The sequence below is a fragment of the Paenibacillus sp. M2 genome (genome assembly GCF_046713495.1).
In the GTDB taxonomy this organism is placed as follows: Bacteria; Bacillota; Bacilli; order Paenibacillales; family Paenibacillaceae; genus Paenibacillus; species Paenibacillus amylolyticus_B.
Genome location: NZ_CP169648.1, coordinates 1,451,243 through 1,475,618, shown reverse-complemented (window position 1 = coordinate 1,475,618; position 24,376 = coordinate 1,451,243). Strand labels below are relative to the sequence as shown.

The 24,376-nt window shown below is 46.2% G+C and carries 22 protein-coding genes; all 22 read right to left on the bottom strand.

What is annotated here, in order from left to right; all coding sequences use genetic code 11:
- Positions 1 to 75: 75 nt before the first annotated feature.
- Complete coding sequence (gene htpG / locus ACETMN_RS06620; protein WP_411735927.1) at positions 76 to 1,956, bottom strand: molecular chaperone HtpG; 1,881 nt, start codon at positions 1,954 to 1,956, stop codon at positions 76 to 78.
- Between the two features lie 768 nt (positions 1,957 to 2,724).
- On the bottom strand, positions 2,725 to 3,624 hold the full coding sequence (gene nikC / locus ACETMN_RS06615; protein WP_091015464.1) for a nickel transporter permease: 900 nt from the start codon (positions 3,622 to 3,624) through the stop codon (positions 2,725 to 2,727).
- Positions 3,625 to 3,881: 257 nt separating this feature from the next.
- Positions 3,882 to 4,886, bottom strand: a complete 1,005-nt coding sequence (locus tag ACETMN_RS06610) for an ABC transporter permease (protein ID WP_249911555.1) — start codon at positions 4,884 to 4,886, stop codon at positions 3,882 to 3,884.
- Positions 4,887 to 5,060: 174 nt separating this feature from the next.
- Positions 5,061 to 6,716, bottom strand: a complete 1,656-nt coding sequence (locus ACETMN_RS06605; protein ID WP_411735926.1) for an ABC transporter substrate-binding protein — start codon at positions 6,714 to 6,716, stop codon at positions 5,061 to 5,063.
- A 940-nt stretch (positions 6,717 to 7,656) separates the two neighbouring features.
- The gene (locus ACETMN_RS06600) at positions 7,657 to 8,604 is read right to left on the bottom strand and encodes a glycoside hydrolase family 25 protein (RefSeq protein WP_091015468.1); all 948 of its coding nucleotides are present in this window, start codon (positions 8,602 to 8,604) and stop codon (positions 7,657 to 7,659) included.
- Positions 8,605 to 9,083: 479 nt separating this feature from the next.
- Positions 9,084 to 9,584 carry a holin family protein gene (locus ACETMN_RS06595; RefSeq protein WP_091015470.1) on the bottom strand — a complete coding sequence of 167 codons (501 nt, stop codon included), beginning with the start codon at positions 9,582 to 9,584 and terminating at the stop codon, positions 9,084 to 9,086.
- A 278-nt stretch (positions 9,585 to 9,862) separates the two neighbouring features.
- Entirely contained in the window at positions 9,863 to 10,354 is a 492-nt protein-coding gene (locus tag ACETMN_RS06590; protein WP_091015472.1) for a hypothetical protein, read from the bottom strand.
- Between the two features lie 12 nt (positions 10,355 to 10,366).
- A complete protein-coding gene (locus ACETMN_RS06585) occupies positions 10,367 to 12,928 on the bottom strand; it encodes a hypothetical protein (protein WP_091015473.1) in 2,562 nt (853 codons plus the stop codon).
- On the bottom strand, positions 12,929 to 13,474 hold the full coding sequence (locus tag ACETMN_RS06580; RefSeq protein WP_411735925.1) for a putative phage tail protein: 546 nt from the start codon (positions 13,472 to 13,474) through the stop codon (positions 12,929 to 12,931).
- Positions 13,471 to 14,529, bottom strand: a complete 1,059-nt coding sequence (locus ACETMN_RS06575; protein ID WP_091015477.1) for a baseplate J/gp47 family protein — start codon at positions 14,527 to 14,529, stop codon at positions 13,471 to 13,473. Before ACETMN_RS06575 ends, ACETMN_RS06580 begins: the two co-directional genes overlap by 4 nt.
- Positions 14,522 to 14,935, bottom strand: a complete 414-nt coding sequence (locus ACETMN_RS06570; protein WP_091015479.1) for a DUF2634 domain-containing protein — start codon at positions 14,933 to 14,935, stop codon at positions 14,522 to 14,524. Before ACETMN_RS06570 ends, ACETMN_RS06575 begins: the two co-directional genes overlap by 8 nt.
- Positions 14,932 to 15,189 (bottom strand): DUF2577 domain-containing protein, encoded by a 258-nt coding sequence (locus ACETMN_RS06565; protein WP_179198479.1) that lies wholly within the window; start codon positions 15,187 to 15,189, stop codon positions 14,932 to 14,934. Before ACETMN_RS06565 ends, ACETMN_RS06570 begins: the two co-directional genes overlap by 4 nt.
- Positions 15,190 to 15,195: 6 nt before the next feature.
- Positions 15,196 to 16,206, bottom strand: coding sequence for a hypothetical protein (locus tag ACETMN_RS06560; RefSeq protein WP_091015480.1), 1,011 nt, complete (start codon positions 16,204 to 16,206; stop codon positions 15,196 to 15,198).
- Positions 16,207 to 16,219: 13 nt separating this feature from the next.
- A complete protein-coding gene (locus ACETMN_RS06555) occupies positions 16,220 to 16,915 on the bottom strand; it encodes a LysM peptidoglycan-binding domain-containing protein (protein WP_411735924.1) in 696 nt (231 codons plus the stop codon).
- Positions 16,916 to 18,994 carry a hypothetical protein gene (locus ACETMN_RS06550; protein ID WP_411735923.1) on the bottom strand — a complete coding sequence of 693 codons (2,079 nt, stop codon included), beginning with the start codon at positions 18,992 to 18,994 and terminating at the stop codon, positions 16,916 to 16,918. It abuts the gene before it with no gap.
- Positions 18,995 to 19,195: 201 nt separating this feature from the next.
- Positions 19,196 to 19,618: a phage tail assembly chaperone gene (locus tag ACETMN_RS06545; RefSeq protein ID WP_411735922.1), complete on the bottom strand. Its 423-nt coding sequence runs from the start codon at positions 19,616 to 19,618 to the stop codon at positions 19,196 to 19,198.
- Positions 19,619 to 19,789: 171 nt separating this feature from the next.
- Positions 19,790 to 20,248 carry a phage tail tube protein gene (locus ACETMN_RS06540; protein WP_017690162.1) on the bottom strand — a complete coding sequence of 153 codons (459 nt, stop codon included), beginning with the start codon at positions 20,246 to 20,248 and terminating at the stop codon, positions 19,790 to 19,792.
- 1 nt (position 20,249) lies between these two features.
- Positions 20,250 to 21,566: a phage tail sheath family protein gene (locus ACETMN_RS06535; protein WP_091015486.1), complete on the bottom strand. Its 1,317-nt coding sequence runs from the start codon at positions 21,564 to 21,566 to the stop codon at positions 20,250 to 20,252.
- Complete coding sequence (locus ACETMN_RS06530) at positions 21,566 to 21,805, bottom strand: hypothetical protein (RefSeq protein WP_091015487.1); 240 nt, start codon at positions 21,803 to 21,805, stop codon at positions 21,566 to 21,568. Before ACETMN_RS06530 ends, ACETMN_RS06535 begins: the two co-directional genes overlap by 1 nt.
- A gap of 29 nt (positions 21,806 to 21,834) precedes the next feature.
- On the bottom strand, positions 21,835 to 22,254 hold the full coding sequence (locus ACETMN_RS06525; RefSeq protein WP_411735921.1) for a DUF6838 family protein: 420 nt from the start codon (positions 22,252 to 22,254) through the stop codon (positions 21,835 to 21,837).
- A 120-nt stretch (positions 22,255 to 22,374) separates the two neighbouring features.
- Positions 22,375 to 23,721 carry a tail fiber protein gene (locus ACETMN_RS06520; RefSeq protein WP_411735920.1) on the bottom strand — a complete coding sequence of 449 codons (1,347 nt, stop codon included), beginning with the start codon at positions 23,719 to 23,721 and terminating at the stop codon, positions 22,375 to 22,377.
- The gene (locus ACETMN_RS06515) at positions 23,721 to 24,311 is read right to left on the bottom strand and encodes a YmfQ family protein (RefSeq protein ID WP_411735919.1); all 591 of its coding nucleotides are present in this window, start codon (positions 24,309 to 24,311) and stop codon (positions 23,721 to 23,723) included. The genes ACETMN_RS06520 and ACETMN_RS06515 overlap by 1 nt, the downstream gene beginning before the upstream one ends.
- Between the last annotated feature and the right edge of the window lie 65 nt (positions 24,312 to 24,376).

Genomic DNA, 24,376 nt, shown 5'->3' with positions numbered 1-24,376 from the left:
CTGGAAACTGCATGGAACATTCCATCACTTTTGATTCAGTACACCGTTATTACATCACTGCGATATTACGTAAGTTTACACCATCACCTTACAGATATCGTTGGTGAACTCTACTGGATCTTGAATTGGCAGTCCCTCAATTAGCAATGCCTGATGGTACAACAAGCTGGTGTAGAGGTTCAGTTTTTCCTGATCCTGCGCGAAAGCGTCTTTCAACGATTTGAAAACATCGTGATTCACGTTGATTTCCAGCACTTTGTCGGCTTGTACGTTTTCGCTGTTCGGCATAGCTTTCAGGATTTTCTCCATTTCAATCGTCAAATCACCTTCGGTGGACAAACATACCGGATGGCTTCTGAGGCGTTTGGAAGCTTTAACCGCTTTGACTTTACCAGCCAATTGAGCTTGCATCGCTTCAAACAACTCTTTGTTGTCGTTGTCCTGAGCGTCCGTTTCTTCTTTGTCCGCGTTATCTTCGATACCCAGGTCACCACTTGAGATGGATTTGAATTCTTTCTCCTTGTAGTTCGTGATCATTTTGATTGCAAACTCGTCGATGTCATCGGTAAAGTACAATACTTCGTACCCTTTCTCAAGAACACCCTCGATCTGTGGCAGCTTCTCAATACGACTAATGGACTCACCAGATGCATAGTAGATATACTTCTGATCTTCCGGCATTCTGGAGACGTATTCGTCCAGGCTCACGAGTTTGCTCTCTTTGGAAGACGTGAACAACAGCAGATCCTGCAATGTATCCTTGTTCACACCATAGTCGCTATATACGCCATATTTCAATTGACGACCAAACGCTTGGTAGAACTTCTCGTAGTTCTCACGCTCGTCCTTCAACAGGCTTTGCAGTTGGCTCTTGATTTTGTTCTTAATGTTCTTCGCGATCAGGCTAAGCTGACGATCATGTTGCAACATCTCACGGGAGATGTTCAGGGACAGGTCTTCGGAATCCACCATACCTTTGACAAATCCAAAGTAATCTGGCAACAGATCCCCGCATTTATCCATGATCAATACACCGTTGGAGTAGAGTTCAAGGCCTTTTTCATACTCTTTCGTGTAGTAGTCAAACGGCGTGTTCTCCGGGATAAACAGGATTGCATTGTATACCACTGCGCCATCTGCGCTGATGTGCAGGTGTTTGAGCGGTTTGTCAAAACCGTAGCGTTTTTCCATATAGAAGTTATTGTAGTCTTCTTCGGTCAGTTCGCTTTTATTTTTACGCCAGATCGGCACCATGCTGTTCACGGTTTGTTCTTCTTGGTACTCTTCGAACTCGTTCTCTGTGCCCTCTTTTGGACGTTGACCCGTTACATCCATCTTGATCGGGTAGCGAATGAAGTCGGAGTATTTCTTGATGATGGATCTCAGGCGGTACTCTTCCAAAAATTCGTCATACGAATCTTCTTCCGTATTTTCTTTGATCGTCAGCACGATCTCTGTACCTACGGAATCTTTCTCAGCTGGTGTGATCGTGTAACCATCCGCACCTTCGGATTCCCATTTCCAAGCTTCGTCGCTACCCAGCGTTTTACTTGTTACTGTCAGCTTGTCCGCCACCATGAATGCCGAGTAGAAACCTACCCCGAATTGTCCGATGATGTTATGGCCGTCTTTGGCTTCATTTTCCTTCTTGAACGCCAGGGAGCCACTCTTCGCGATAACGCCCAGATTGTTCTCCAGCTCTTCCTGTGTCATCCCGATACCGGTATCCGTCAGTGTGAGCGTGCGATTTTCTTTGTCGATCGTAAGCTTGATGAAGTAGTCCTCTTTGTTGAAAACAAGCGTATCGTCTGTCAGTGCTCTGTAGTAAATTTTATCAATGGCGTCACTGGAGTTGGAGATCAATTCTCTCAAAAAGATTTCTCTTTGGGTGTAAATGGAGTTGATCATCATATCCAGCAAACGTTTGGATTCTGCCTGGAATTCTTTTTTAGCCATGAGTGGTTGGACTCCTTTCAAATTTGGATATCGAATGATTTGATTGAAAATAGAAATTAAATCCTTGAGTTTTCCATGCAAAACATACGGGTGCCAGAAAATCATTCGAAGCTTAAACGCTTGATCATCAGATCCAATAGATTGTCTAATCTTCAAAATGTATGACGTTCTGCAAAGTAGCCGTTCCGGTTACGAATCGTTTTTCGGATCGCTGTTATCCCCATATTTCTTTGATTCCCTTTTTAAAAGGGAGAAATCCGGTGATAGCGTATGCTTCCGAAGCAGCTTTCTTTCAGAAAGCTTTTAGGCGAACGCTTCGCTTCCTCCAAATCGATTTCGTCCCCTGCACTACTTTTGCATTTGATCAGGAACTTGTATGAGGATTAGAGAATTCTATTAAAATGGAGTCTGTTGATTAAGCAAACAATTCGCTTCTTCAGATTCTGTTGCGCACCTTCGCTTCGCATGTCCTACTCAAGTTCAATATCTATTTTCAAAAACAGAATCATTCCATATGTAGGCGTATAGTAAAAACATCATTTGTTAGCACTCTAATGATCGGAGTGCTAAACCCTTTCTTTTATATAACATATGGGAAAATTGGGTGTCAATACGCAGGCGGGTATTTTAAAAAAAAGATCGAATAACCCTTCAACTTTAACACATCACCAATCATTTTAACGTAATCCCGCAGGTAAAACAAAAGCCGCCTCGAACCAAAGTTCGAACCGGCATAGAAGAAACAATTACGGTTAGAATTAGAAACTTCTACTTTTTCGCCATTTTCGGATCAAGCGTATCGCGCAGTCCATCACCCATTAGGTTGAAGCCGAGAACGGTCAACATAATGGAAACGCCGGGAAAGATCAGTGTCCACGGTGCTTTTTGTATAAACTGACGGGAGTCTGACAGCATTTTACCCCATTCGGGATCGGGTGGTTGTGCGCCCATACCTAGAAATCCGAGCGCAGCAGCCTCGATGATCGCAGTCCCAATCCCAAGTGTACCTTGCACGATCAGCGGAGTAAGGCTATTGGGCAAGATGTGGCGAAACAAGATTCGACCGTTGCCCGCTCCAAGTGTCCGTGCCGACGTAATGAATTCCTCCTGTCTCAAGCTGAGTACCCGTGAACGCACCAACCTTCCATAGGTCGGGATGTTCACGATGGCGATGGCGAGCAGTGCATTTTGCAAAGACGGGCCCAATATCGCCACAATGGCGATGGTCAGCAAAATCCCGGGAAAGGCGAGCAAGATATCAAATAGACGCGAGATCAGCATGTCCGCCCATTTTCCATAAAACCCGGCAATCAGGCCAAGCAGCGTACCCGCGATAATGGAACCAATGACGGAGAAGAAGCCCACCCACAAGGAAATACGCGCCCCATGCAGCACTCGGGAAAATACGTCACGCCCCAGATCATCGGTACCAAACCAATGCTCTGCCGAAGGGGCCTGAAGCCGATCCACCAGCACCTGTTCCTTGTAATCGTAAGGTGCGATGTATGGCGCGAGGAAGGCCAACAGGATAAAAAACACGATAATAATCAGGCCCGCAAGCGCAAGCCGATTTCTCCGAAACGTTCTCCAGGCTTCCCGCCAGGGACCGGATGTGCTCGCCGACGCAGCATCAATGGATGGTCCGGTATTGGTCGATAATTTGGCCATGCAGTGTCTCCTTTCTTGGATATGAATATAACAAAAGATCAACGCGTTCTATTACACTCAAGCACTACGATTGCATTACCATCTTCTGATCGCTGTTATCCCCAGATTATATTGGTCCACCTATTTAAAGGTGAAAATCCGGTGATAAATGCGCAGCCTATGCTTCCGATGTAGCTTTCTTTCAGAAAGTTTTTAGCTTCGCTTCTACAAATTGGTTCTGCACTCTTCGTGTCGTGTGAACCCAAATGATGAATTGCCTATTTATAACTGATACGAGGGTCGAACACGGCGTAGAGCAAGTCCACAATCAGATTGATTACCACGAAAAAGAATGCCACGATCAGAATGCCACTCTGGATCACCGGATAGTCCCGCGAACTAATCGCTTCATATATATAACGTCCCACGCCCGGCCAGGCAAAGATCGTTTCGGTCAACACCGCACCCCCGAGCAACGATCCGGTCTGGATGCCGATAACCGTGAGCACAGGGATAAACGCATTTTTGAGTGCATGTCCATATACGACAAAAAACGGACCCAGTCCCTTCGCCTTTGCTGTACGAATGTAATCGGAACTCATGACTTCCAGCATGCTGGAACGGGTCATCCTTGCAATAACGGCCATCGGGATCGTACCAAGCGCAATACTTGGGAGCAACAAATGTTTCGTAACGGTCCACAACTGATCCCAGCGTCCGGCAATCATCGTATCCAGCACATATAAACCCGTAATGGCTTCCACCGGATCTCGTGCGTTCATGCGCCCAATGGATGGCAGCCACTGCAACTTGTTCGCAAACAGCCATTGTTCCATCAGACCGAGCCAGAAGATTGGCATGGATACACCCACTAGAGCAATAACCATACAGCAATAATCAAACCAGGAGTTGTGCTTCCATGCACTGACAATCCCGGCATTCACCCCAATAATGACAGCAAACAACATACTTGCCATCGTTAATTCAAGGGTTGCTGTCAGATAAGGCACAATTTCCTGGGCAATAGGCACCTTGGTGCGGATGGACGTTCCCAGGTCTCCTTTGAGCAAATCGCCCAAGTAGGCGAAATATTGCTGGAACCAAGGTTTATCCAGACCGAGCTGGTCACGAAGGGCCTGCTTGGATTGTTCGGTTGCCTTTTGCCCAAGTATGGTCTCGGCCGGGTCACCCGGGATGGCGTGGATGATGGAAAAGACGATCAGGGTCATGCCCAGCAACACGGGCAGCAACACAAGCACACGTTTGACAATATAGCTGTTCAATCCTGTTCACCTGCCTTCGACATATCGTGCAAAATAAAAAGCGCTGGCAGACACGTATGCTTTGGATAGTTACGTCCGGATGTGGGTTCTGCCAAGCATTGCGTCTCACCAGCGCTTTAATAGAAAGAATGGTTATTGCGTTAGATGCATATTCAGATTCAACTTACCTCTACTCTATTCGAAGTAGGCACTAGCATAGGATTCACTGCCCAGCGGAGATGGTACAAAACCTTTCAGGTTCGATTTACCCGCCAGAATTGGCGTGGTGTGCACGAGTGGAATCCACGGTGCGTCTTCCTTGATAATTGCCTGCGCTTGTTTGTAAAGCTCCGCACGTTTCTCCTGATCTGTTTCTTTCTGCGCATCGGTCAGCAGCACATGCAACTCTTCGTTGACATAGAAGCTACGGTTGTTGCCCGGAATGGCGTCTTTGTCCAGCAACGTGTACAGGAAGTTATCCGGGTCCCCGTTATCCCCCGTCCAGCCAAGCATGTAGATATCGTCTTTCTCTCCGGCTTTGGCATCATCCAGATACGTCGCCCATTCTGGGGATTCGATGTTCGTGGTCACGCCGATTTTCTCAAAATCAGCCTGGATCGCTTCCGCAACCTTCTTGCCATCAGGCATATACGGGCGGGATACCGGCATAGCATAGAAGGTTACCGGATCAGGCAAACCGTCAGGGAAGCCAGCTTCGGCCAATAGAGCTTTTGCTTTTTCCAGATCATATGGGTAATCTTCAATGGTATCGTTGTACCCCCACAGCGTTGGCGGCATCGGGTTAACAGCAGGCTCAGCTTGTCCAGCAAAGAACGCATCAATAATCGCCTGCTTGTTTACCGCATGGTTGAGGGCTTGTCTGACTTTGACATTATCAAATGGTTTCTTCTTGAAGTTAAAGCCGATATACGCCACGTTGAACGGTGGACGCTCAATCTTCTGCAACTCGCTATTGCCTTCAAGGATGGACAGATCGTCTGGGTTCAAGTCTTCCATGACATCAATCTCACCGTTTTGCAGGGCATTGAAGCGAGCGGTGTTATCAGGAATCGAACGCACGATTACTTTGTTCAGCTTCGGTAGTCCTTCTTTCCAATAATCCGCGTTTTTCTCCAGGGTGATGGAGTCGTTACGCTTCCACTCTTTGAATACAAATGGGCCGGTGCCCACAGGCTCGCTCTTGAAGTTTTCTTTTTTCTCCTGAATCGCTTTTGGGCTGGCAATGCCAAATGGCGTCATCGCAATATTTTGCAGGAAAGGCGCTTGTGGCTGGTTCAATGTGAACTCCACCGTAGTCTCGTCCGTCGCCTTCACTTCCTTGATCACACGTCCGTCCTCTGGACCAAACATGGAATCATAATAATCGAAGGAATCCCCTTCGAATTTATATTCACTCGCCGGATCACCCCAGCGGTTGAAGTTGAACACAACAGCCTCCGCGTTGAAGTCAGTTCCATCATGGAATTTCACACCGGACTTCAGCTTAAACACATACTTGAGCCCATCTGCCGAAATCTCCCAACTCTCTGCAAGTCCAGGAACGACCTCTGTTCCGCCTTCCTTGTAATCCAGCAACGAATCAAACACCTGATGTCCAATCTTCAGCGACTCCCCATCAGTTACAATCGCCGGGTCGAGTGCTACCGAATCCCCGCCGCGGCCCATGATCATCGTATCTTGCGCTTCCGTCACTTCGGCTGGTGGCTCGCTGCCTTCCGCGGGAGCAGGCGAATTCCCAGCCCCCTCATTGCTCGAACAGCCTGACAATACCAAGACGGTGCTCAAAGCAAGAGTCAAAAAACCGGACATCCATTTTTTTCTCGTTCGCATACGTACAACACCCTTCCCTGTCTCATAATGTGTGTGATGCTGGTGTGAAAGATCTCCAATGTTGGCAATCGGTTTGGTGCTATGTATCATATAAAAGGCTTTAAATGCCTGCGATACCTGAATTAAAGTTCCGGAAAAAGTAAGCATGTATATGAAACGTAAAAAACGTATGGGAGAAAGATGAATAATGGATATAAGTAAAAGCCAGATCATCCTGCACATGGATTACGGATACGGACGATTACTTTTATAGAAAAAGAAAAAGCTTCAACAACGTATCTTGTGAGATGAATCTATGAAATTGAATGAGATTGCTGCTTATGATGGTTGCGTTTTATTTGAACTTAGGTCAATAAGCAACAGCAAACGGTTACAGACCGGTAAGAGCATGTTCAAGTCAGTAGATTGAAAATACAGATGGGCATATGAATACTACGCTGCTGGCTACGCAATAAAGTCTGTTCCTTGAGCATGTCGTCTTGAGCATGGAGTGTGGAAATTGGATTAGGTAGCGTTCGTTTGCAATACGGACGAAAGAAACTCAACATAGGCTAGGATGTTTAGATCGTGTAAGTTTTTTAAAACGGTGGCTTTCTCTTGCAGATTGGATGTGTAAAATGTATGAACGAGTCATCTTGAGATGTTGGATTGTACAACAGGGAGACATTACAATAACTTCTTATGTTATGGTTTTGTCATGATGAGGAGGATTGTGTAAATAAACTGTGGTGAAAAACAATTTCGTGTAACTTACTTTACATCACATTAATCAATTAGACAAGAGATTTACAGACATAAGTCTTCAACTTTATTATATGCGTTAATATTACTTACACAAAACACAAAAAAGGAACACAGTTCGACAAAAAGCGTCTCGTGTCCCTTCTCCATTCCATCCCTATTCAGATAAGATCAACATTTTAATTGGCTAAGAATCAGCTCACTTTTTAAACAAACCTCTGCGATGCATCACGGTAATAAAACGGTAAAAATCATAACTCGCCCCATTATCGATGCTGAACAATGGATTTTTGGTGTCATATGCCAGTGCTGCATCCACAGCTGCCTTTGCCCATACTGGAACTTCCATTTGCTGACGCGCCTGCAGTTTATCCACTTGAGATTTGAGCGCGTCAAACGCTGCTTTCTCTTCGGCTGTCATCGGTTCGCCCCCTTTCGGTGGTTCAGTCGGTGGATTCGGATGACTTGGATTCGTTGGATTGGATGGCTCCGGAGGTTTCGGAGTGGCTGCTGCGTATCTTGCTCTGAGCTCTGCCGCTGTTCCCTCGAATTCATTCATATCCACGTTGCCACTAATGCCATTCACCTTGCCTGAATCCGTATACTGCCAGAACGTCCAACGCTTCCATGCCGGCTGGTCTTCCGGTACACGTGTGTTGCTGTAACGTGCGATCCACAGATCGTATGAGCTGAGTGATGTATCAAAATTCCCGGCAAATGAATTGCCCGTGTATATGATCGGTTTTACACCTGTCAGACGTTGTAATTCGGTTAAAAAAGCTTTGGCAACCGTATTCATCTGCGCTTTGCTCAGGTTGCCTGGGTTGTTCTCGTAGTCCATAACAGGTGGAAGTTGTAAAGCCTTGGCTCCTCCAACTTTGTTAAGTGTATTGGCGTAATGTGCTGCTTCTGCTTTGGCACCATCGGTAGATGTCGCGCGGAAGAAGTGATAAGTTCCGACCAGCATACCCGCAGCAAGTGCACCGGTTACATTTTTCTGGTAATTTGGATCGGTATATGTCTGTCCCTCGCTTGCCTTGATGAATACAAATGTCATGCCACTTGCCTTCACTTTGGCCCATTCGATATTGCCCTGGTAGCGGGAAACGTCAATACCCTGCGTGTTGCCTGAGCTTCTGGTTTGCATGTTTCTCACACCCTTTATGCGGCAAATTGCCGTTTGTATCAGCATTTTACATCATTCGATTCAAGCGTTCCCAGGTACATGTATAGACAGATTAGAGCATTCTGATCTATACATTGCTGATTGGATGTCACTCACTGGATTGATGCAAAATGCTCCTATAGTTAATGCGGTTGGATTAGGGGTTGCTTGTGTGTGTGTCCCTGATGTGTTGGAAATGAACTGAGCCTTGTTCACACGGACACTCCGATGACAGAATAACCTTCCAATCGCTGTTATCCCCGGATTTTTTTGATTCTCTTTATAAAGGGGAAAATCCGGAGGATAAAGGCGACCGCTTCGCTTTTTCAGGTTTTTTCTGTCCTCTCCGTTATTGTGTGAAAATGTTAAGTTCAATCTGTATAGATGTATATAGTTCAAAAAAACTACACTTGCGATGTTCAGCAACGGTATAGTAAAGAAGACACTAAAAATATTTCAAACTATTTAACGTTATCTTGAGTTTCAGCAGGTTCAACATCCTCTGTTTCTAGATTGGAAAAAGAATCTTTGCCCTTCGGGGAGAAGTTACCGGGAAGTTCCCCGGTTCCCCCTTTGCCCTTGAGCACTTCAATAGCTTGCCGAATCACTGGCGGAATTGGAGCGCCCAACTTGCCCCCGTTTTCGATAATGGACAACAACTCATTTGCGATATAAAAAAAGGCGACCGCATCCCTGAACAAATGTCCGTCTCCCAGAACACCGTCCACCAGATGAGCCACCGATACCATTGCAAAAATAAATACCTTTCGCGCGATGCCGAACATGCCGACGTTGCTTTCTAACTTTCCATTCATACCCGCAGCCACGATGCCGGTTAGGTAATCGAGAATGACGAATACAAGCAATACGCCGAGTACGCCTGACCAACCTCCGAAGAAGTAGGTTACCGAGCTACTCATGAGCGCAATTCCCCATTTCCATAGGGTGTCCCATCGTTCCATGGTTTCACCTCCATATCCTTTGTTCCATCATCTGATTATAAAAATCCTTATTCCTCCCAGAAATCAATGATGCATTCTATAACATTACTAGTATGTTTATTCGCCAATTTCATTTAGGAATCTTTAGCCTGTAACATCTCTTTCACTTTATCACGGCTTTCTGGCGGTACTTCCTCCAGCTTAATGATATTTTTTTGGATCAACATTACATAGATTGCTAACATCCCCCTCACCTCCCACATGAACTCACCCAGTCATAGAGTGTACTTTGCCAATCGTTACTTGGCCAGTACTTTTAGCAACATTTGGTGCAATTCCATAAGAGCTACTTGATTAAGTGTGCTTTCCGCAGCCAACTGCGAATGTTTAGCCTCCGCCTCAACCAAGCGTTGCTGCAACAAGTCAAGTTCTGACGCTTTTTGAGGTGTACGCTCGATTAGTTTGTCAATTTCATCTTGGCCCAACCCCTCCACCCATAATTCAGGGAAACTTGCTTCGGAATCAATCTCAAGAGCAGTCTGGTATGCCTGCCAGATTGCTAGATCAAAGCGTGGTCTGAATAGACCGGCAGGAGATGGCAAACCCACAATATATCCGGCAATTTCCGGCACAGCCTTTTTCTCTGGTGCTGCCGGCTGCTCAGTAGCTTCAGGATTGGAAACAATCGGCTCCGGCTCGGCATAAAAAGGAACGACACTTGCAAAGTCATCGTCCACCAACTCGTCCTCCAGATAGAGGGCGTCTTTATTTACTTTAGGTACGGCTTTCATATGACCCCTCCTTTATTGTTCGGCTAGAAACACGCCAGAAACCGTTACGGATAACTGTGAAGGCGTAGTAGGCAATGATGTTAAGACTACTTGGCCCTCGCTATTAATGACAATAGATAGAGCTTGAGCGTTTAACCCTTGCGCATTTGTATTCGTGCCAGTTATAAACACATTGCTGCTAGGCCTGTACCCTACAGGTAATATGCAAATTAAAGTATTCTGTGCGATACCACCGTTATTCGGACCAATTATAGCTAAGGAGAGTTGAACTACGTTCAAGCTATTTTTGTAATACCCCTGTCGGTTAATGGGATAATTATTGAACGTAATCCCGCTAAGCAACGTCGGCGTAATCCATGCAGGAGCATCCTTCTCATCCTCTTTAGATTCCACAACACTAAGACGTGCATTTACCTGTTGAACGTCCTGTACCAAGTCCATAAGTAGTGCCTTTTCATTATCTGCAACTGATCCGATGAATGGAGCTACTGGATGCTTGTCCAACATTAGATATGTGACGCTGTAGGCTGCTGCCGGATCAAAATTAACCCAATCTATTCGCGCTTTTTCAGCTCCATAAGGATTCAACGTACTTGCATACCAAGATGGATCGTGTTTGCTATTTTTATAGGCTCGAATAAACTTTTCAACTTTATATGCAGTGGGGTTTCCGATATCTCCAATTGCTGCAGCAGATCCGGGAACACTAAGAATAGCGGCTTTTTCACGCACTACCAATCCCGTTCCGATTTCAACTTGGTTAACTCCCTCAATAAACGTCAATTGTCCCTCAAACGTGATCGGTTCGACAGTTGGTGTTGCAAGCTGGTATAGGAGTTGGTATGACGCAACTGTTGGAACCTTCGCTGTCGGAAGTACATTTACACCGCCAGAAGATCGATTGACTGGAACAAACCATTTCCCCACACCATCAGTTCTGTTATAAACACCACTTCCATCAGGATTGGTATTTACATCATACATCTTCCATCCCATGAAATACGCCTTAACCTCTTCGGCTGTCGGTGTGTATGAGTCTCCCCAGCCGCTGTCAATGTTAGCTATAGAAATTTGAAAGTTATCAAAAACACCATTTGCACCGGATGAGCCTATATTCAGATTATCAGCTTGACTACTTACAGTAGCATAATCTGTTTCCTTAATAATTTCCCCCTGGTATTTAGTCAGTAAACCTGATCCATCTACGGCTGGAGACTCAGGTAAAAGTGCATTGATAACCTTAAAGCCAGTACCTGATCCAAAAGGCAAGTGTGTAAATGATCCATCCAGCACAACCTTACGCCACTTCGCCAATTTGAAATACTGCCCATCTCGTTCGAACACTTCGTCAGCATTCGTCCCTGTTACTGAATCAGCGTATAAATCCGTTTGCAAAGCAAGCATAACATCTTCACGCGGTTTGAATGGCTTGGCTGTTTTGCCGAGTGTAAGCATTGGGTTAATGATCGTATCAACACGGTCTCCTGTCCCGTTAATATAAACAGAAATTTGAGTATGAACACCGCTATTGAATGTTCTACCACCTTGCCCGTAATTTAATAGCAACACTTTTTCATCAACTGAAAAAACGGCTAACATGGCTTTACCATTTAAAGAAGAAAAGGATAGATGATAATCAGTCTGCGGAAGAACAGTGATTGTGAATCGTGTCCAAGAGTCAGTTGACACTGCCGTTTGTTGATAAGTGTATGGGTCGATAATCTTGGATGCTTTGGTTCTGTAAGTCGCCTCATAAAAAGGCGGTATCAAATTCTCTCCATACCTAATCGCATATGGATTTCGTATAGGATGAACGCTATCAACGTAAGGATACTTAGCGGCTACTTGTTCCGGCGTCATGCTGTTCAGTGCAACGTATTCGGCTGAGCTGACTTCGTAAAGGCGCACATTGTCCGCATTGAATACTTGCCCAGATTCCCCACCACCTACAACTGCAATCGCATGGGTTGAGGCTGTCGCCGTAAACCTAGCGAATGAGGTCCCAAACGTAGTTCCTGTTATTACATTCCCGTTAACTACAGTGGATATCGATACGAATGCGCTGCTAGTCGATACGTTTTTGACATCCGCTATCAGTATATATGTCTTACCGACTGACGTAGACACTGTCTTGCTTATGTTGCTGTTAGTGGAGGCCAGGGTTACTTTTAATGAACTCATACTACCTTGGGTATATACCGTAGTATCTAAAGTTGCTGACGCTGCGCCTATACCCCAGTTACTATATCCCTCAAAGCCTCCATCACGTCCCAATAAATTCACCAGCGTACGGCCCTTCAATCCTTCCAACTTAAATGCCGAGGTGCGTTCCGCATTAATAATCTGTAATCCCTGTTCCAACGTCACGGACTTGCGCTTCTCCGTATCCAGCCGCTCCTGAATACTGCTTACCCGCTCAGCAGTTTCCGCAGCCCTTTCCTCCACTTGATCCGCAAAACCATCAACCTTCTCCCAGTTCTGATCCAAATACTTGTCCAGATCGAAATAGGTCGTCGATGGCGAAGAACGATCAATCTTATTCAACCCCAAATTCGTTGTCTTCGGTTCACTCATTTAAGCTCCACCTCCTAAAAATTTATCCTGCCGAGTCTGTTCGATCTCGGCCAGTGTCATGCTCTCTACCTCCGAAATCGTCAAATACCGTAGACGGTACTCCACGGTCATATGTGCCGGTATGATATCCTCAATCGCTGCCTTCAGATCGTCCAAATTGGGTGGCAAGCCCCATGTGTCGATGAAACGGATCAGGATCCTATATTCAACTGGATCAACCGAAACTTCGATCCCGCCACTTTCGTAGGCCTGCGCCACGTTCTTGAGCATGGAGCCTGAGACTTTGCCGCTGCCGCGCATTTTGGAGATGATTACGGATCTCCGCTGGTCTTCTGGCTTGGCTTGATTTGTAGGAATCTGCAAATCCCGCTCATAACGTTCCAATGCCCAGGTCGCAGACTCCGGGTAGAATTGATCCAGTACACTTTCCAAACCCACCGTAAGCTTGTCCAGCTCAACACCTTCGGTCTCCGTAAGAAGCTGCATCTCCAGCACATTTTCATACAACGGGGGCAAAAGATTCATTAATACCTCTGCTTTACTCATGTCACCTTCACCGTCCCAAGAACGGCTACTGCGCCGGGGGCGATCTCCAGATTGGACATACCACCATTCACTAGCAGATCGCTATAATCAATCACGGGTGGGATATCCAGAATGACATTGGCAATACGTGTCCAACGCACCAACGGATCTGCAAAAGCCAGTTCTTTCAGATATGCCGTAACTCCCGTTTCAATTAGTGTTTTCACACCCTCGTACGTTGAACCAGAAGCAAGCGTGACCTGTACCTCAACATCAATAGGAACCTCTTCCGCTCCCACCACCGTAACCACGGGTCCGATTGGAGCAGCACCTTCGCCCATTCCATCCTGGGTTGGATCGATATATTCCTGCACCGCCTTAATGACCGCCTCAGCAGGTGTTTTCATTTCGTTATTCAGCAAAGCCACCTTGACTGTACCTGGACCATCCCACAGTGGAAAAGCCTTCGCTTTGCCCACACCGGAGTTTTCCCGTGCCCATAACTCATACTGATATTTGTTGGCACTCGTGACCGGACGGGATACTTTATCCTGATATCGGTCGTACAGGGCCTGATCCGTTTCCTCGTCTTCGCCAGGAACCAGCAACTGTGTCAATACAGCTGTCGTCAGGCCGGCAATATAATCAATGGGCAGCAGTGCCCCCGTATATTCATTACCTTCCGCTCCCGCGACTTCACACTCCAACACATATCGCCCTGCCGCGACGCGCTCCACAACAGCATATACCCGATCTCCCGTAGAAAAACGACTCTCCAAAGGAACCTCAACAGGCTTACCTTCATTATCCCGGAAACTACCAACCCAATGCGCCTTCGTGGCGGCCTTCCGACGAATGCCCGACCAAGCCACCGCGCGATCCAGATACTCTCCAGATGCTGTATCTGCAAACTTCAGGTTGATGTTCACATCTAACTCGATATACATCTGAGCCATTTCCACAGCCGCTGGGGCAAGCGCATCATAGATAATACTGCCTTCACGTTTATCCACACCATCCGGCACTCTATCCAGCATTCGATTTAAAATAATTTCAAACGTCTGCTCTTCATACATCCATGTTCACCTCCGTCTCTTCCCTGAAGCTGCCAAAATCCGTTTCCACGGTAAACGAAACCCGCACCCCATCGGCCTCGTGGACAAAATCGAACTCCGTTACATCCGAAATGCGATCATCCGGAAGCAACGCTTCGCGAATCCAGCGTTCCAGTTCAGATTCAACCATGGATCTCCCGGCCATTCCTTCCCAGGACCATTCCATGCCGTAATCCGCGGAATAGATTAGATGCTCATAGCGACGTGTAGACAAGGCTTTATACACCGCCTGTTTTACCGCATCTTTTCCATCCAGTTGCAGTCTTCCAATTCGCTGTCCCGAAGCTTGAAACACATACGTCAAACTTGGAAGTACAGCAGCCTCTTCCTGATCTTCTGCGCTAATCTGCGCACCCTGTGGAATCATGGATTCACCAGCCGATCCAGCACGACAAAACTGTCTCCACCTTGAACACGCAACAACAGAACATGGTCACCCACGGTCCAAGCTTTGTTCACTACGGATTCTGGCAGTACCAGAAAAGGCTCAGCCAATGCCAACCGTTGTTCAACGGTGATCTCCAGAGGCTGTGTGTTTGTCACGCTTCCGTACATTACCTGAACGGGAGACTTGGCATCTACAGCGGCCAACGCCGCCTTTTTAATCACGTCCAGCATCATTTATCGTTACACCACCTTCAAATCCAGTGACATCGTGTGCACGCCGCCTTGTACCTTATGCGTACATTCGTCTACCAGAAAATATTGATTAATCTTCAGTTCATCGATCTGGATGTTGACAAAACTGCCTGCCCTCACCTTGAAATCGCCGAGCGCATCCACTTTCAGTGTCTGTGTCTCGCGATTGCGGAGGGTCATCAGGGTCTTGAGCATTTCATCAATCTGACCTTCGTTCAGGCCATCATCCGCTTTTTGGTACAAAAAAAGCAGCCCCCATTGACGGATGCTGCCTGAATCCTGATGAACATAGGTTTCTCTTTTTCCCGTATCCTTGTTATCCCGATACAGCTTGATCTTGTTATACGTCTGGTCGTCAATCGACCTTGTATAGCTGTAATCCGTGAGCAGACTGTTATCCCCAATAACAAAGCCGTAAGGCATCTCTTCCACATCCCGAAGCACAAGCTTGCCGAAATCATCGTAGAAGATATAGTTTTTACCACCATAGATCAGCGTTCGGTCGAGCGCCTCACAGATCATGTCGATCAGCTTTTTGTTATCAAATACCATGCGCGGAATAACGTATTTTGGCTGGATCAGATCACCTGTTTTCAACAGAAAGTCTTTGGCAATTCGTTTGATCACATCCGTAGCCGTTGCGTTAACGAACTTGTACGTCTGATTCGCGGTTAGATAACGAATCTGGTCGTAGGCTTTGATTTTGACACTTTCGTCCTTGCCACTATCCACTGAGAAGATATATCCGTAAAAGATGCCTACCTCGTTGCTGATATATTTCACAACATATCCATTCTCATATGTGAATTTCTTATTCTGGTACAGGCTGCCCTTGATCAACGTGAATTCCAGAGAGGAAGGCTTGCCGATGCGGGAGGTTTTGTACGTAATGTCACCGGCAATTTCGCTAATGTCCCAGATGTTGCCCTGCTTGTCATCCAGTAATACCCGTTCCTTCATGTTTGCCAGCTTATCGTCCAGCCTGATCTGCTCTTGCATATTCCCTCTCCTTTCACGGAAGCTTGATCACAAGTCCAATCGGCAGCTTCTTCAGTTGTGCGTCTTTGATGCCATTCAGCTTTTGCAGCTCTTTCCAGCGAGATCCATCTCCCAGATGGGCTTTGGCTACAGACCACAAGGAGTCTCCAGCTTTGAGTGTGACGGTCTTGGGTTGGATTTTTTCATTGGGCCGGGAGGCTTTGGTTTTTGTTTTCGAAGCAGCCGTATCCTTGCTGTCCTTGAGTGGCACTACTTTTTTGGCGGCATAAAAAATGAACTGCTTCAGCTTGATATCATACTGGATATCCCCCACCGTACCCGCTGTCTCCTTCCAGTCGAAGCTCTCAATGGAAACCGCCATATTAATGGTGTACCTTGCACTGGAAAAGAACAGTCTGACGGGTCTGCCCGTCTGCATCCAACGGATGATCTTTTTCACATATTCATAGGGATCACGGTAAAACTGCTTCTGAATTGCCGGATGTCTTGCATCATAGTTCAGATGATACGGGCTGTAGTCTGCCGGAAAAATCCCGCTGAAACTGACTTCACGCAGCTTCGGCGACTTGATCACGTTAATTTCACCCAAAGCGCTCACGTTAAACGAACTGCCGTCTCCCGAATCAGAAAACTCAATGCTCTCGGGTGTCACCGGGAAAAACATGTATTCAGATCGGTTATTGAAGCTTAGCTGAATATAATATTCCACTTATCCATACACCCCCTGGGCACTGGAGACGATCTGACTGTTCAGTCCATCGGTAATTTTGCTGATGATGCTGTCCACATCATGTCCGCTGTTGATATCACCCGTGGTGACCTGAACAGTTGGCGTCAGACTGACAAATCGCTGAATAGCCTGCATCTCTGCAAGCTCACGCATCAGTTTCAAGTCCTCGCTAGTTACATCCACTGTGCCATCCACGTCACCGATCTTGTCCACCTGTCCGATATTGTTGATTTTATTGATGTTACTCATGTTGCTGTTGGGAACAACGGTGGGAGCAGGTGCAGTTGGCATCGATGGCATAGGAGGTATTTTTGGTATTTCGGGTGTGAAGTCTTTGCCAAAATTACCTGGTAGACCTTTATCCTTGGAATCGTCCTTCGGGTTGGAAGAGAATTTAGAAACCCACTCCTCAGCCTTTATCTGACCCTCCCCATATACACTGGGATTATATTCTCCGTCCATTCGTATAGACTCAAATACATTTTTGTCGCTCTGTGGCTCCATAGACTTCAGAGTGTCCATCCAACTCTTAATGTTCTTGCTGCCAATGTTAATATCCGATTCGGACATCACACTCAGGTTCGTACCAAAGGTATCATTGATAAATGAAGCAACATCGCTAATGGCCCCTACAGCTCTTTTAAGAAAATCCTCGATACCTACCATAACATTGTAAAGAGTTTGTAAAACAAACATGCCTAGATCATAGAACAACTTTTGGATTGCATAGACAGGATCAATAAAAAGGTTGATTAAGAAATCTGCCAATGAAGCAAATATGTTCCACACGGTAGCAATTACCACTCTGATGATCTCGCCAAGCATCATAAATGTACCAATAATAGCCCCGAGAATATCGGTACCGGTTGCTCCGAACATTTGGAAAATCATAATCATTGCAGCAATTGCTGCGATGATCAGCAATATAGGCCAGTTTACAGCCAACCATGCTACAGCAAGCAAAAACACTTCAGCGATCACAATGCCAAGTGAGATAATCATGTTGTAAAGCAGCACCATAGCAATAGCAGTCAAAATAGGTGCTATGATAGCCCAATTTTCTTGCACAACTGTAGCAAAATTGATGAACCCATCCACGATAAATGCCACCACTTGAGCAATAATTGCGAAGGCCCCACCAATCCATTCGATGAAAGCACTGAACTGACCTGAGCTTATGGCTTCGTTTAAGCGGTCAAGCACAGGAGATAAAACTTCCAAAGCTCTTGTGCCGATTTCAGATAGTATTCCATTGAACTGATTCACGAGAGCCGTCCATTTTTGCAATGGAGAATCCAGCATTGTATCAAAGGCTTCTTGTGTGTAACCTTGCATTTCAAGAACCGTCTGCAATCCTTGTATAAAACCGTCAAGGTCTTTAGTCTGAATAAATTCGCCTAATCCAGCCCCGGTCAATGCACTTTCTGGGATGTTAAACTGACTAGCCAAATCTCCGTTATCGCCATTCATGGCACTAACAATGGCACCAGACGCATCTGACAGACTTTTATTATCCGGTGACAACATACTCAGTCGTTGAGTCATTTCATTTAACTGATCTACCTGCCCTGTATTTTGTGCCAAAGGCAAGAAGCCCAGAGAAGATTTAAGCGAATCATTAACATCCTGACCGCTCTTGGAGGCTTGATCTCGATACTTATTATAGATGCTTTCCCCGAGCACCGGATCTTCTGCGGCAACCATGTAACGATATTTGAAGTCTTCTTGTTCAGCAGCAGCTTTTAACACAACACTTCCAGCGGACTTTACCATTTGCATCCACTTAGAGAGTTTGCTCAGATTATCACCCAAAGCATTGCTTGTATCATCAGCCGTATCCTCCAACTTTTCCATCAGATTAATCGTTACATTCATTTGCTGGTTTATTTGATTAAAGTGGTTGGATATGTTCGTTTGGTTAAATTGATTCAAATTAACATGGTTAATCTGATTGAAGTTGTTCAAAATTTCGGTTGTTTTTACCTGAATTAGATTTAAGTTATTGATTAAATTATTTACGGATGGAGGATTGATTACATTGATACTTGTATCGGACATTCATTTCTCCCTCCTTTCCTTTTTATTTCTTCCGGGCGCGGTTTTTGGAACGTTCTTTCTTCTCTTCCTCTACCCGGATGGAGATCATCGCATAGATAGCGGCTCGTTCTCGCATGGAGAAGGCCATTAGCTCATGCGGCAAAATGTTTAATTCGTGGAGAGCGTAATAAGCCAGATTGGCTTCGGAATCGCCCTCTTTAATTAGTTTTTTACGTCATCCACCAGCTCGTTCATGTCCTGATTGAAGCCGTTCAGCTTCTGAACCTGTTCACCCAGCGAAGCAAATTCCCCAGGCAACAGCATTTTCCGCAAAAGCGATTCCGCCCCCATCACGCCGTATGACCGCTGGAGTTCTGCGTTTTTCAAATCGGGAAATACTACACTTGCGCTCATCAGGCGAGCCATGTAATCATTCGCATCGATGTCGGGTGTGTAGAAACCGTTCTTACCCTTAATTTTGCGGGTAGCCGCTTTGCGGCATTCCTGGTTTTCGTCCTCGGTCATGCTGCGCAGTTTCCAGGCAACCGATTCGCCTTTTTCATCTTTGAATCGGGGGGAAACGATAAACTCCTCCGTTGTATCCGTTGCTGCATTTTGGGCAAAAAACATACTCAATCCACTCATGTATTGTTCCTCCTCTAAAGTTAGGCTCCCCGCCGCAAGAAGCGGCGAAGAGCAGAATTTTGACACGCCAAATAGCCCGTAACACAGGCAAGTTGAACAGGTTTCTTTTACAAACCCGCTGCTAAGTTAAACTGTTTATAAATCTTAAATTACTATGCTTTCCACGCTAAATTACTTAGGAAGATTGAACGATACAGGCATATCGACATCTTCAAAAGTAAAGCTCACTTCTTCCTCCAACGCCTCAGCCTCGGTATCCAGAGATGCCATGATCACACTGTCGAGGTTGACGCCTTTGAGGGTCACGGTCTGTTTACCAATCGTAGACGAAGGATCTTCGTTGGTCACTTCAATGTCGAAGTACGTGTCCACACCATTCTGCATGTACTGGAGCATCAGCTCGCGGAAACGGGATGTGGTATAAAAGATCGTCATGGAACCCGAGCCAGACCAACCGGTTGCTTTGTGCTGTACACCGCGGCGGCCCAACGTTTTGACCTCTGCTTTTTGTTTCTCCACTGTTGCTTCGAGTGTCTTCACATAGAACATTTCTTCCGTCTGTCCGTTAATCGTTGCGTATGCGCGGCCTTCCTGGCCGGAGATTGTGTCGCTTGCTTTCAAAAATGCCATCTTAAACCACCTTCACTTTCATATATACTTTTTCAACGGAATCCACAGGTTGGACCTGAATCTCGATCAGAATGCTGTCGGTTTCATTGCCCGGAGCAACAGTAATATCTGTTTTGGAATCAAAATTTTGAATGGCCCCAATATCCTGAAGTTGCTTCAGATAAGTGACACATTGGGAACGGAACAGGCTGCGCCCATCTTCGTTATTGTTCACTTTGCCGATATAATAGGACTCGAAAATCCGTTTCATATCATTAGCAATGCCATCGAGAACACGGACAACACGGTTTTTGGCAAAATGACGTGCCTTATCCGGTGTTACGGAACGGAATGTATTCACATCCTGCTCTACCACTGCGCGGTTGCTGCTCGCTGTAAACACAAACTCACCATTACGCAGGGCTGCTTCTGTCTCGCTGTGTGTCAATCGTCCATTAACATCCACGGCATCATCATACGCACGGAACGTCAGGGATTCATTCAGGTTAGCTCCCGCTGTTGCACCGGCAGTCCAAGCTACCGTTTGTTTTGGCGTAAGAACGGTACCGTCTGCGAGCACAACACCATTTTTCACACTGATAATACCTTCATGATCTGCTGCCGGATAATCGGACAGAACCAGTTGCACCTTCTTGCCTTCGGTATCACGCAAACGCTTGATATAAGCTGTGTAGACTGACTTGAGTGTGGCATCGTCTGAGATCAGACCAACCGTATTAAAATCCAATACTTCCAGCTTGGTCAGGAAATCAGCATGCTCCTGGTTCGTTGCTGTGCCATCCAATCCACCCGTTAGTGGAAGTGACGCTGTAGTTGTGAGTGCACCTTCACCAGTAAATGTGATGTATGCGTTGGACTCCAGAGCTTCGATGGTGGAGGAAGTTTGTTTGTCCACTTCTTTACCCGCAAGCAACGTGGAAACGTCCAATTGTTCCGGGTCATTGATATTTGCTGAGATTACAACAGCCAGATCATTACCACGCACACCACCGTGTTGGGCTGTCACTGTCAGTTTGTCCAAGGTTGCCTTGGCTTTGGTCCCTGCATTGAGTCGGTACAGAAGCAATGTCTGCGCTCGTTTCAATGCCTCACGGATGAGCAGCAATTGGGGTGCTGTCCAGTCATAGCCCAATTTGGCTTGTACATCTTCACCAGCTTGTACATTCAGGATCGTGCCCGCTTGTCCCCATGACAATGGCAATGCCAAAGCCACCGTTCCTCGCTCACCTACCGTACCCGGCAACGAGCCCTCCGATGCAAAATTCATATATACGCCGGGGCGTACCTTGTTCTGTGTCGTCCATGTTCCTCCAGCCATTATTGTGCCTCCCCATTCATAAATTGTTGGATGTGTTGCTGAGCTTCTTGCACGGTGTAAGTCTGTTGTTCCAGCAGCACCGCTGCCAGAATATCTTTCTCCAATCGGCTGAACAGCCGGGCTTCGGCGAACTGTGCTTTGTTATATCTGGTATCGTTATGCTGCTGTTCTACTTCATAGTTCTTTCGATCTGCTTCTTTCTTGGTGAACATCGCGAGCGCGCCTCCTATTCCTTTCATGATGGTCCTCCTTAAATGGGTTCATCCTGCTATGTTGATTTCAAAGCAGTTGGTCGCTGCTCCAGCTGTTGCATTGTGTCGGAGGACTCCGACACTTTGGTGGTTCGCATCGTGTAATACACCCATAGTTTGGGTGTCTCTCCCCACGCTTTCCATCGCAGCTCCGTTGCTCGATAGGGCGTACCTTCCACTTCAATCGTCTCCAGTGCTTCAAAAAGCTTATCCGGTAAGTCTTCCGGAATGTTGCTCCCATCCAGCCACCGAATCTCGTAGATGTGAGATTGCACGAACCGATCACTCCGTTCACGAGTAAGTTTCGCAGCAAGTAGACGGTAGGTTAGACCTTGAGTGTCTGTGTTATCGGCTCCGGTGGCAGGATGGATGGGGATATTAGGGAGGTGATGTGACAGTGTTGCCGCAATGGAGTTGGTAAGTTGGGTTGTGGTCATGGTTCACCTCCTTTGGATAATTCCATTAATTCTAATGATAATAAAATGTTATCTTAGCATTTTATTATCATTAAAATTTATTTTTAACAATTAATCACCTTATGATGATTTAAGTAATACTTACAGAGGTGCGGCTAGTATCGTGTAATCAATCTTCTCTTGAGGAATATATCCATCGCCTGAAGATGATATTTTGAATTCAACATAATTTTCTCCGAAAACTAAAGTCTTAAATTCTGCACCTGTAGACATGTAGTAATTTCCAAAAGTAACATAGTCCCTAATACCAAGATTTTTTGTTGTATTATTCGTGTCAGATTGGCGAATTGCAACTAAAGGGCCAGAAGAGTATATCCAAGCTGTACTCTGGTTTTGCAGAGAATCATACCAGATTTGAGCATTGCGAGATGCGATTGGATGAAGTATAAACACCTGTGGTTTATATCCCGGGATGTCAATTCTCCCCTCCGCTGCGGACACTTTACCTGATATCAGTGAGAAGTCTGACTTTATTGCCTTTATCTTCGTAGCTAATTGCGCCCATGTATCAATTGTGGATGCACTTCCACCTTTGGCGTTAATGGCACCCACAATACCGTTCTTTGCATCAACGCCAGATTGCTTTACCGAGTCAATTCCCTCATACAATGCACGAGTATCCATTTCCACAGAGTAAGGCATATCCTTGCCAGCATCGCCCATTGTTTCACAGAATTTAATCCGAGCAAATCCATGAGTGCCGACAGGAACATTATTAACAACTAATCTTAGGTATACTGCTGTTACGCCCGTTGGAATAGTAATAACTTGTGCCTTCCTGTGCCACCATCTTTGATTGTCAGCTACTAAACTGTTAATTGTCACATTGTCGGAAGCGTTTTTCACCTCAATCAGCACAGCAGAATTGTAATAAGTTTCAGCAGTGTGGAAGACAGCTTGTAACAAATACCTGCCTCCCGGCGAAACTCCGACAGGCTCATTATCAAGCACACCATAGTTTGTAGGAGACACAGATGAATTAATTGCAAAAAATGCTCCTACGGTTTGATTCTGGAATCTTAGAAAGGTAGCCTGACCTGAATTCTTCCAGTAATCAAGGTTTAACATTCCAGATGAATTTTTTATTAAGTTGGAGCTGACTATTTCCGATGGTTTGCGAAAACTCGTGTCTGCATAATTCTTCGCATTCGTCTCAGCCGCAAGCCTCGCATCCCTAACCGCCTTCTCCGTCGCCGCCACCGTCTCGGACGTGCCGTCCGTCTTACTGGACAACTGAACCTTCCCTTTTTGCGTCAAAGACGCATCGGGGATATCCATCTTGCTCACCGCTTCACGAAGCGCATCTAAATCCCCTTGCGTCGCAACGCCAGCATCAATCTTTTCAAAAATTCCGTTAATACTCTCCCTGGTTACATTCTCGTTCCCTAAGGGAAGAGGTAATTTCAGTCGGTCTGTTTCTTGTGGCATTACGCCCACACCTCCAGTTCATCCCACGTCAAGGACGCGGCATCAAGTTCGTCCCATGTCATCTGTTTGTCGTCCAGATCGTCCCAGATCAGATAGCGATATTCATATTCCACGGCCATGTGGGCCGGTTTCAATTCTTCAATCGCACGTTTGAGATCATCGATATTGGGCGGGATGCCCATCGTATCCACAAAACTCACCGTAAAACTCCACGCTTCCGGCTGAAAAGTTACATCCACCTTGCCCCCGGCATACGCCTCAGCCACATTCGCCACGAGCCTGCCAGAGAACTTCCCGGCACCACGCAGCTTCGATTCCACCACGGCACGTCTTTGTTCCACGGGTTTAAGACGATCCGTCTCAATTCCGAGCTCCTGCTCCCAGAAGTCCAGCCCCCACGTCGCTGTACGGACAAAAAACTGCTCCAATGTCTCATCCAGCGCCTGGTACAGCAGATCTATTTCGGTGCCTTTGGCCTGCATATCGGCCTGCATGACGCGTGAAGTCTCATAATACCTGGGCAAATACGAGAACAGCTCCCGCCCTTTCTCACTCGTCAGTCCAACATCTACAATAGAAGGAGCACTCATGCCCTGTCCCCTCCCTTCCTTGCACATCAACATGGAGCGTCTCGCTTACCAGCTTCAACTCAGAT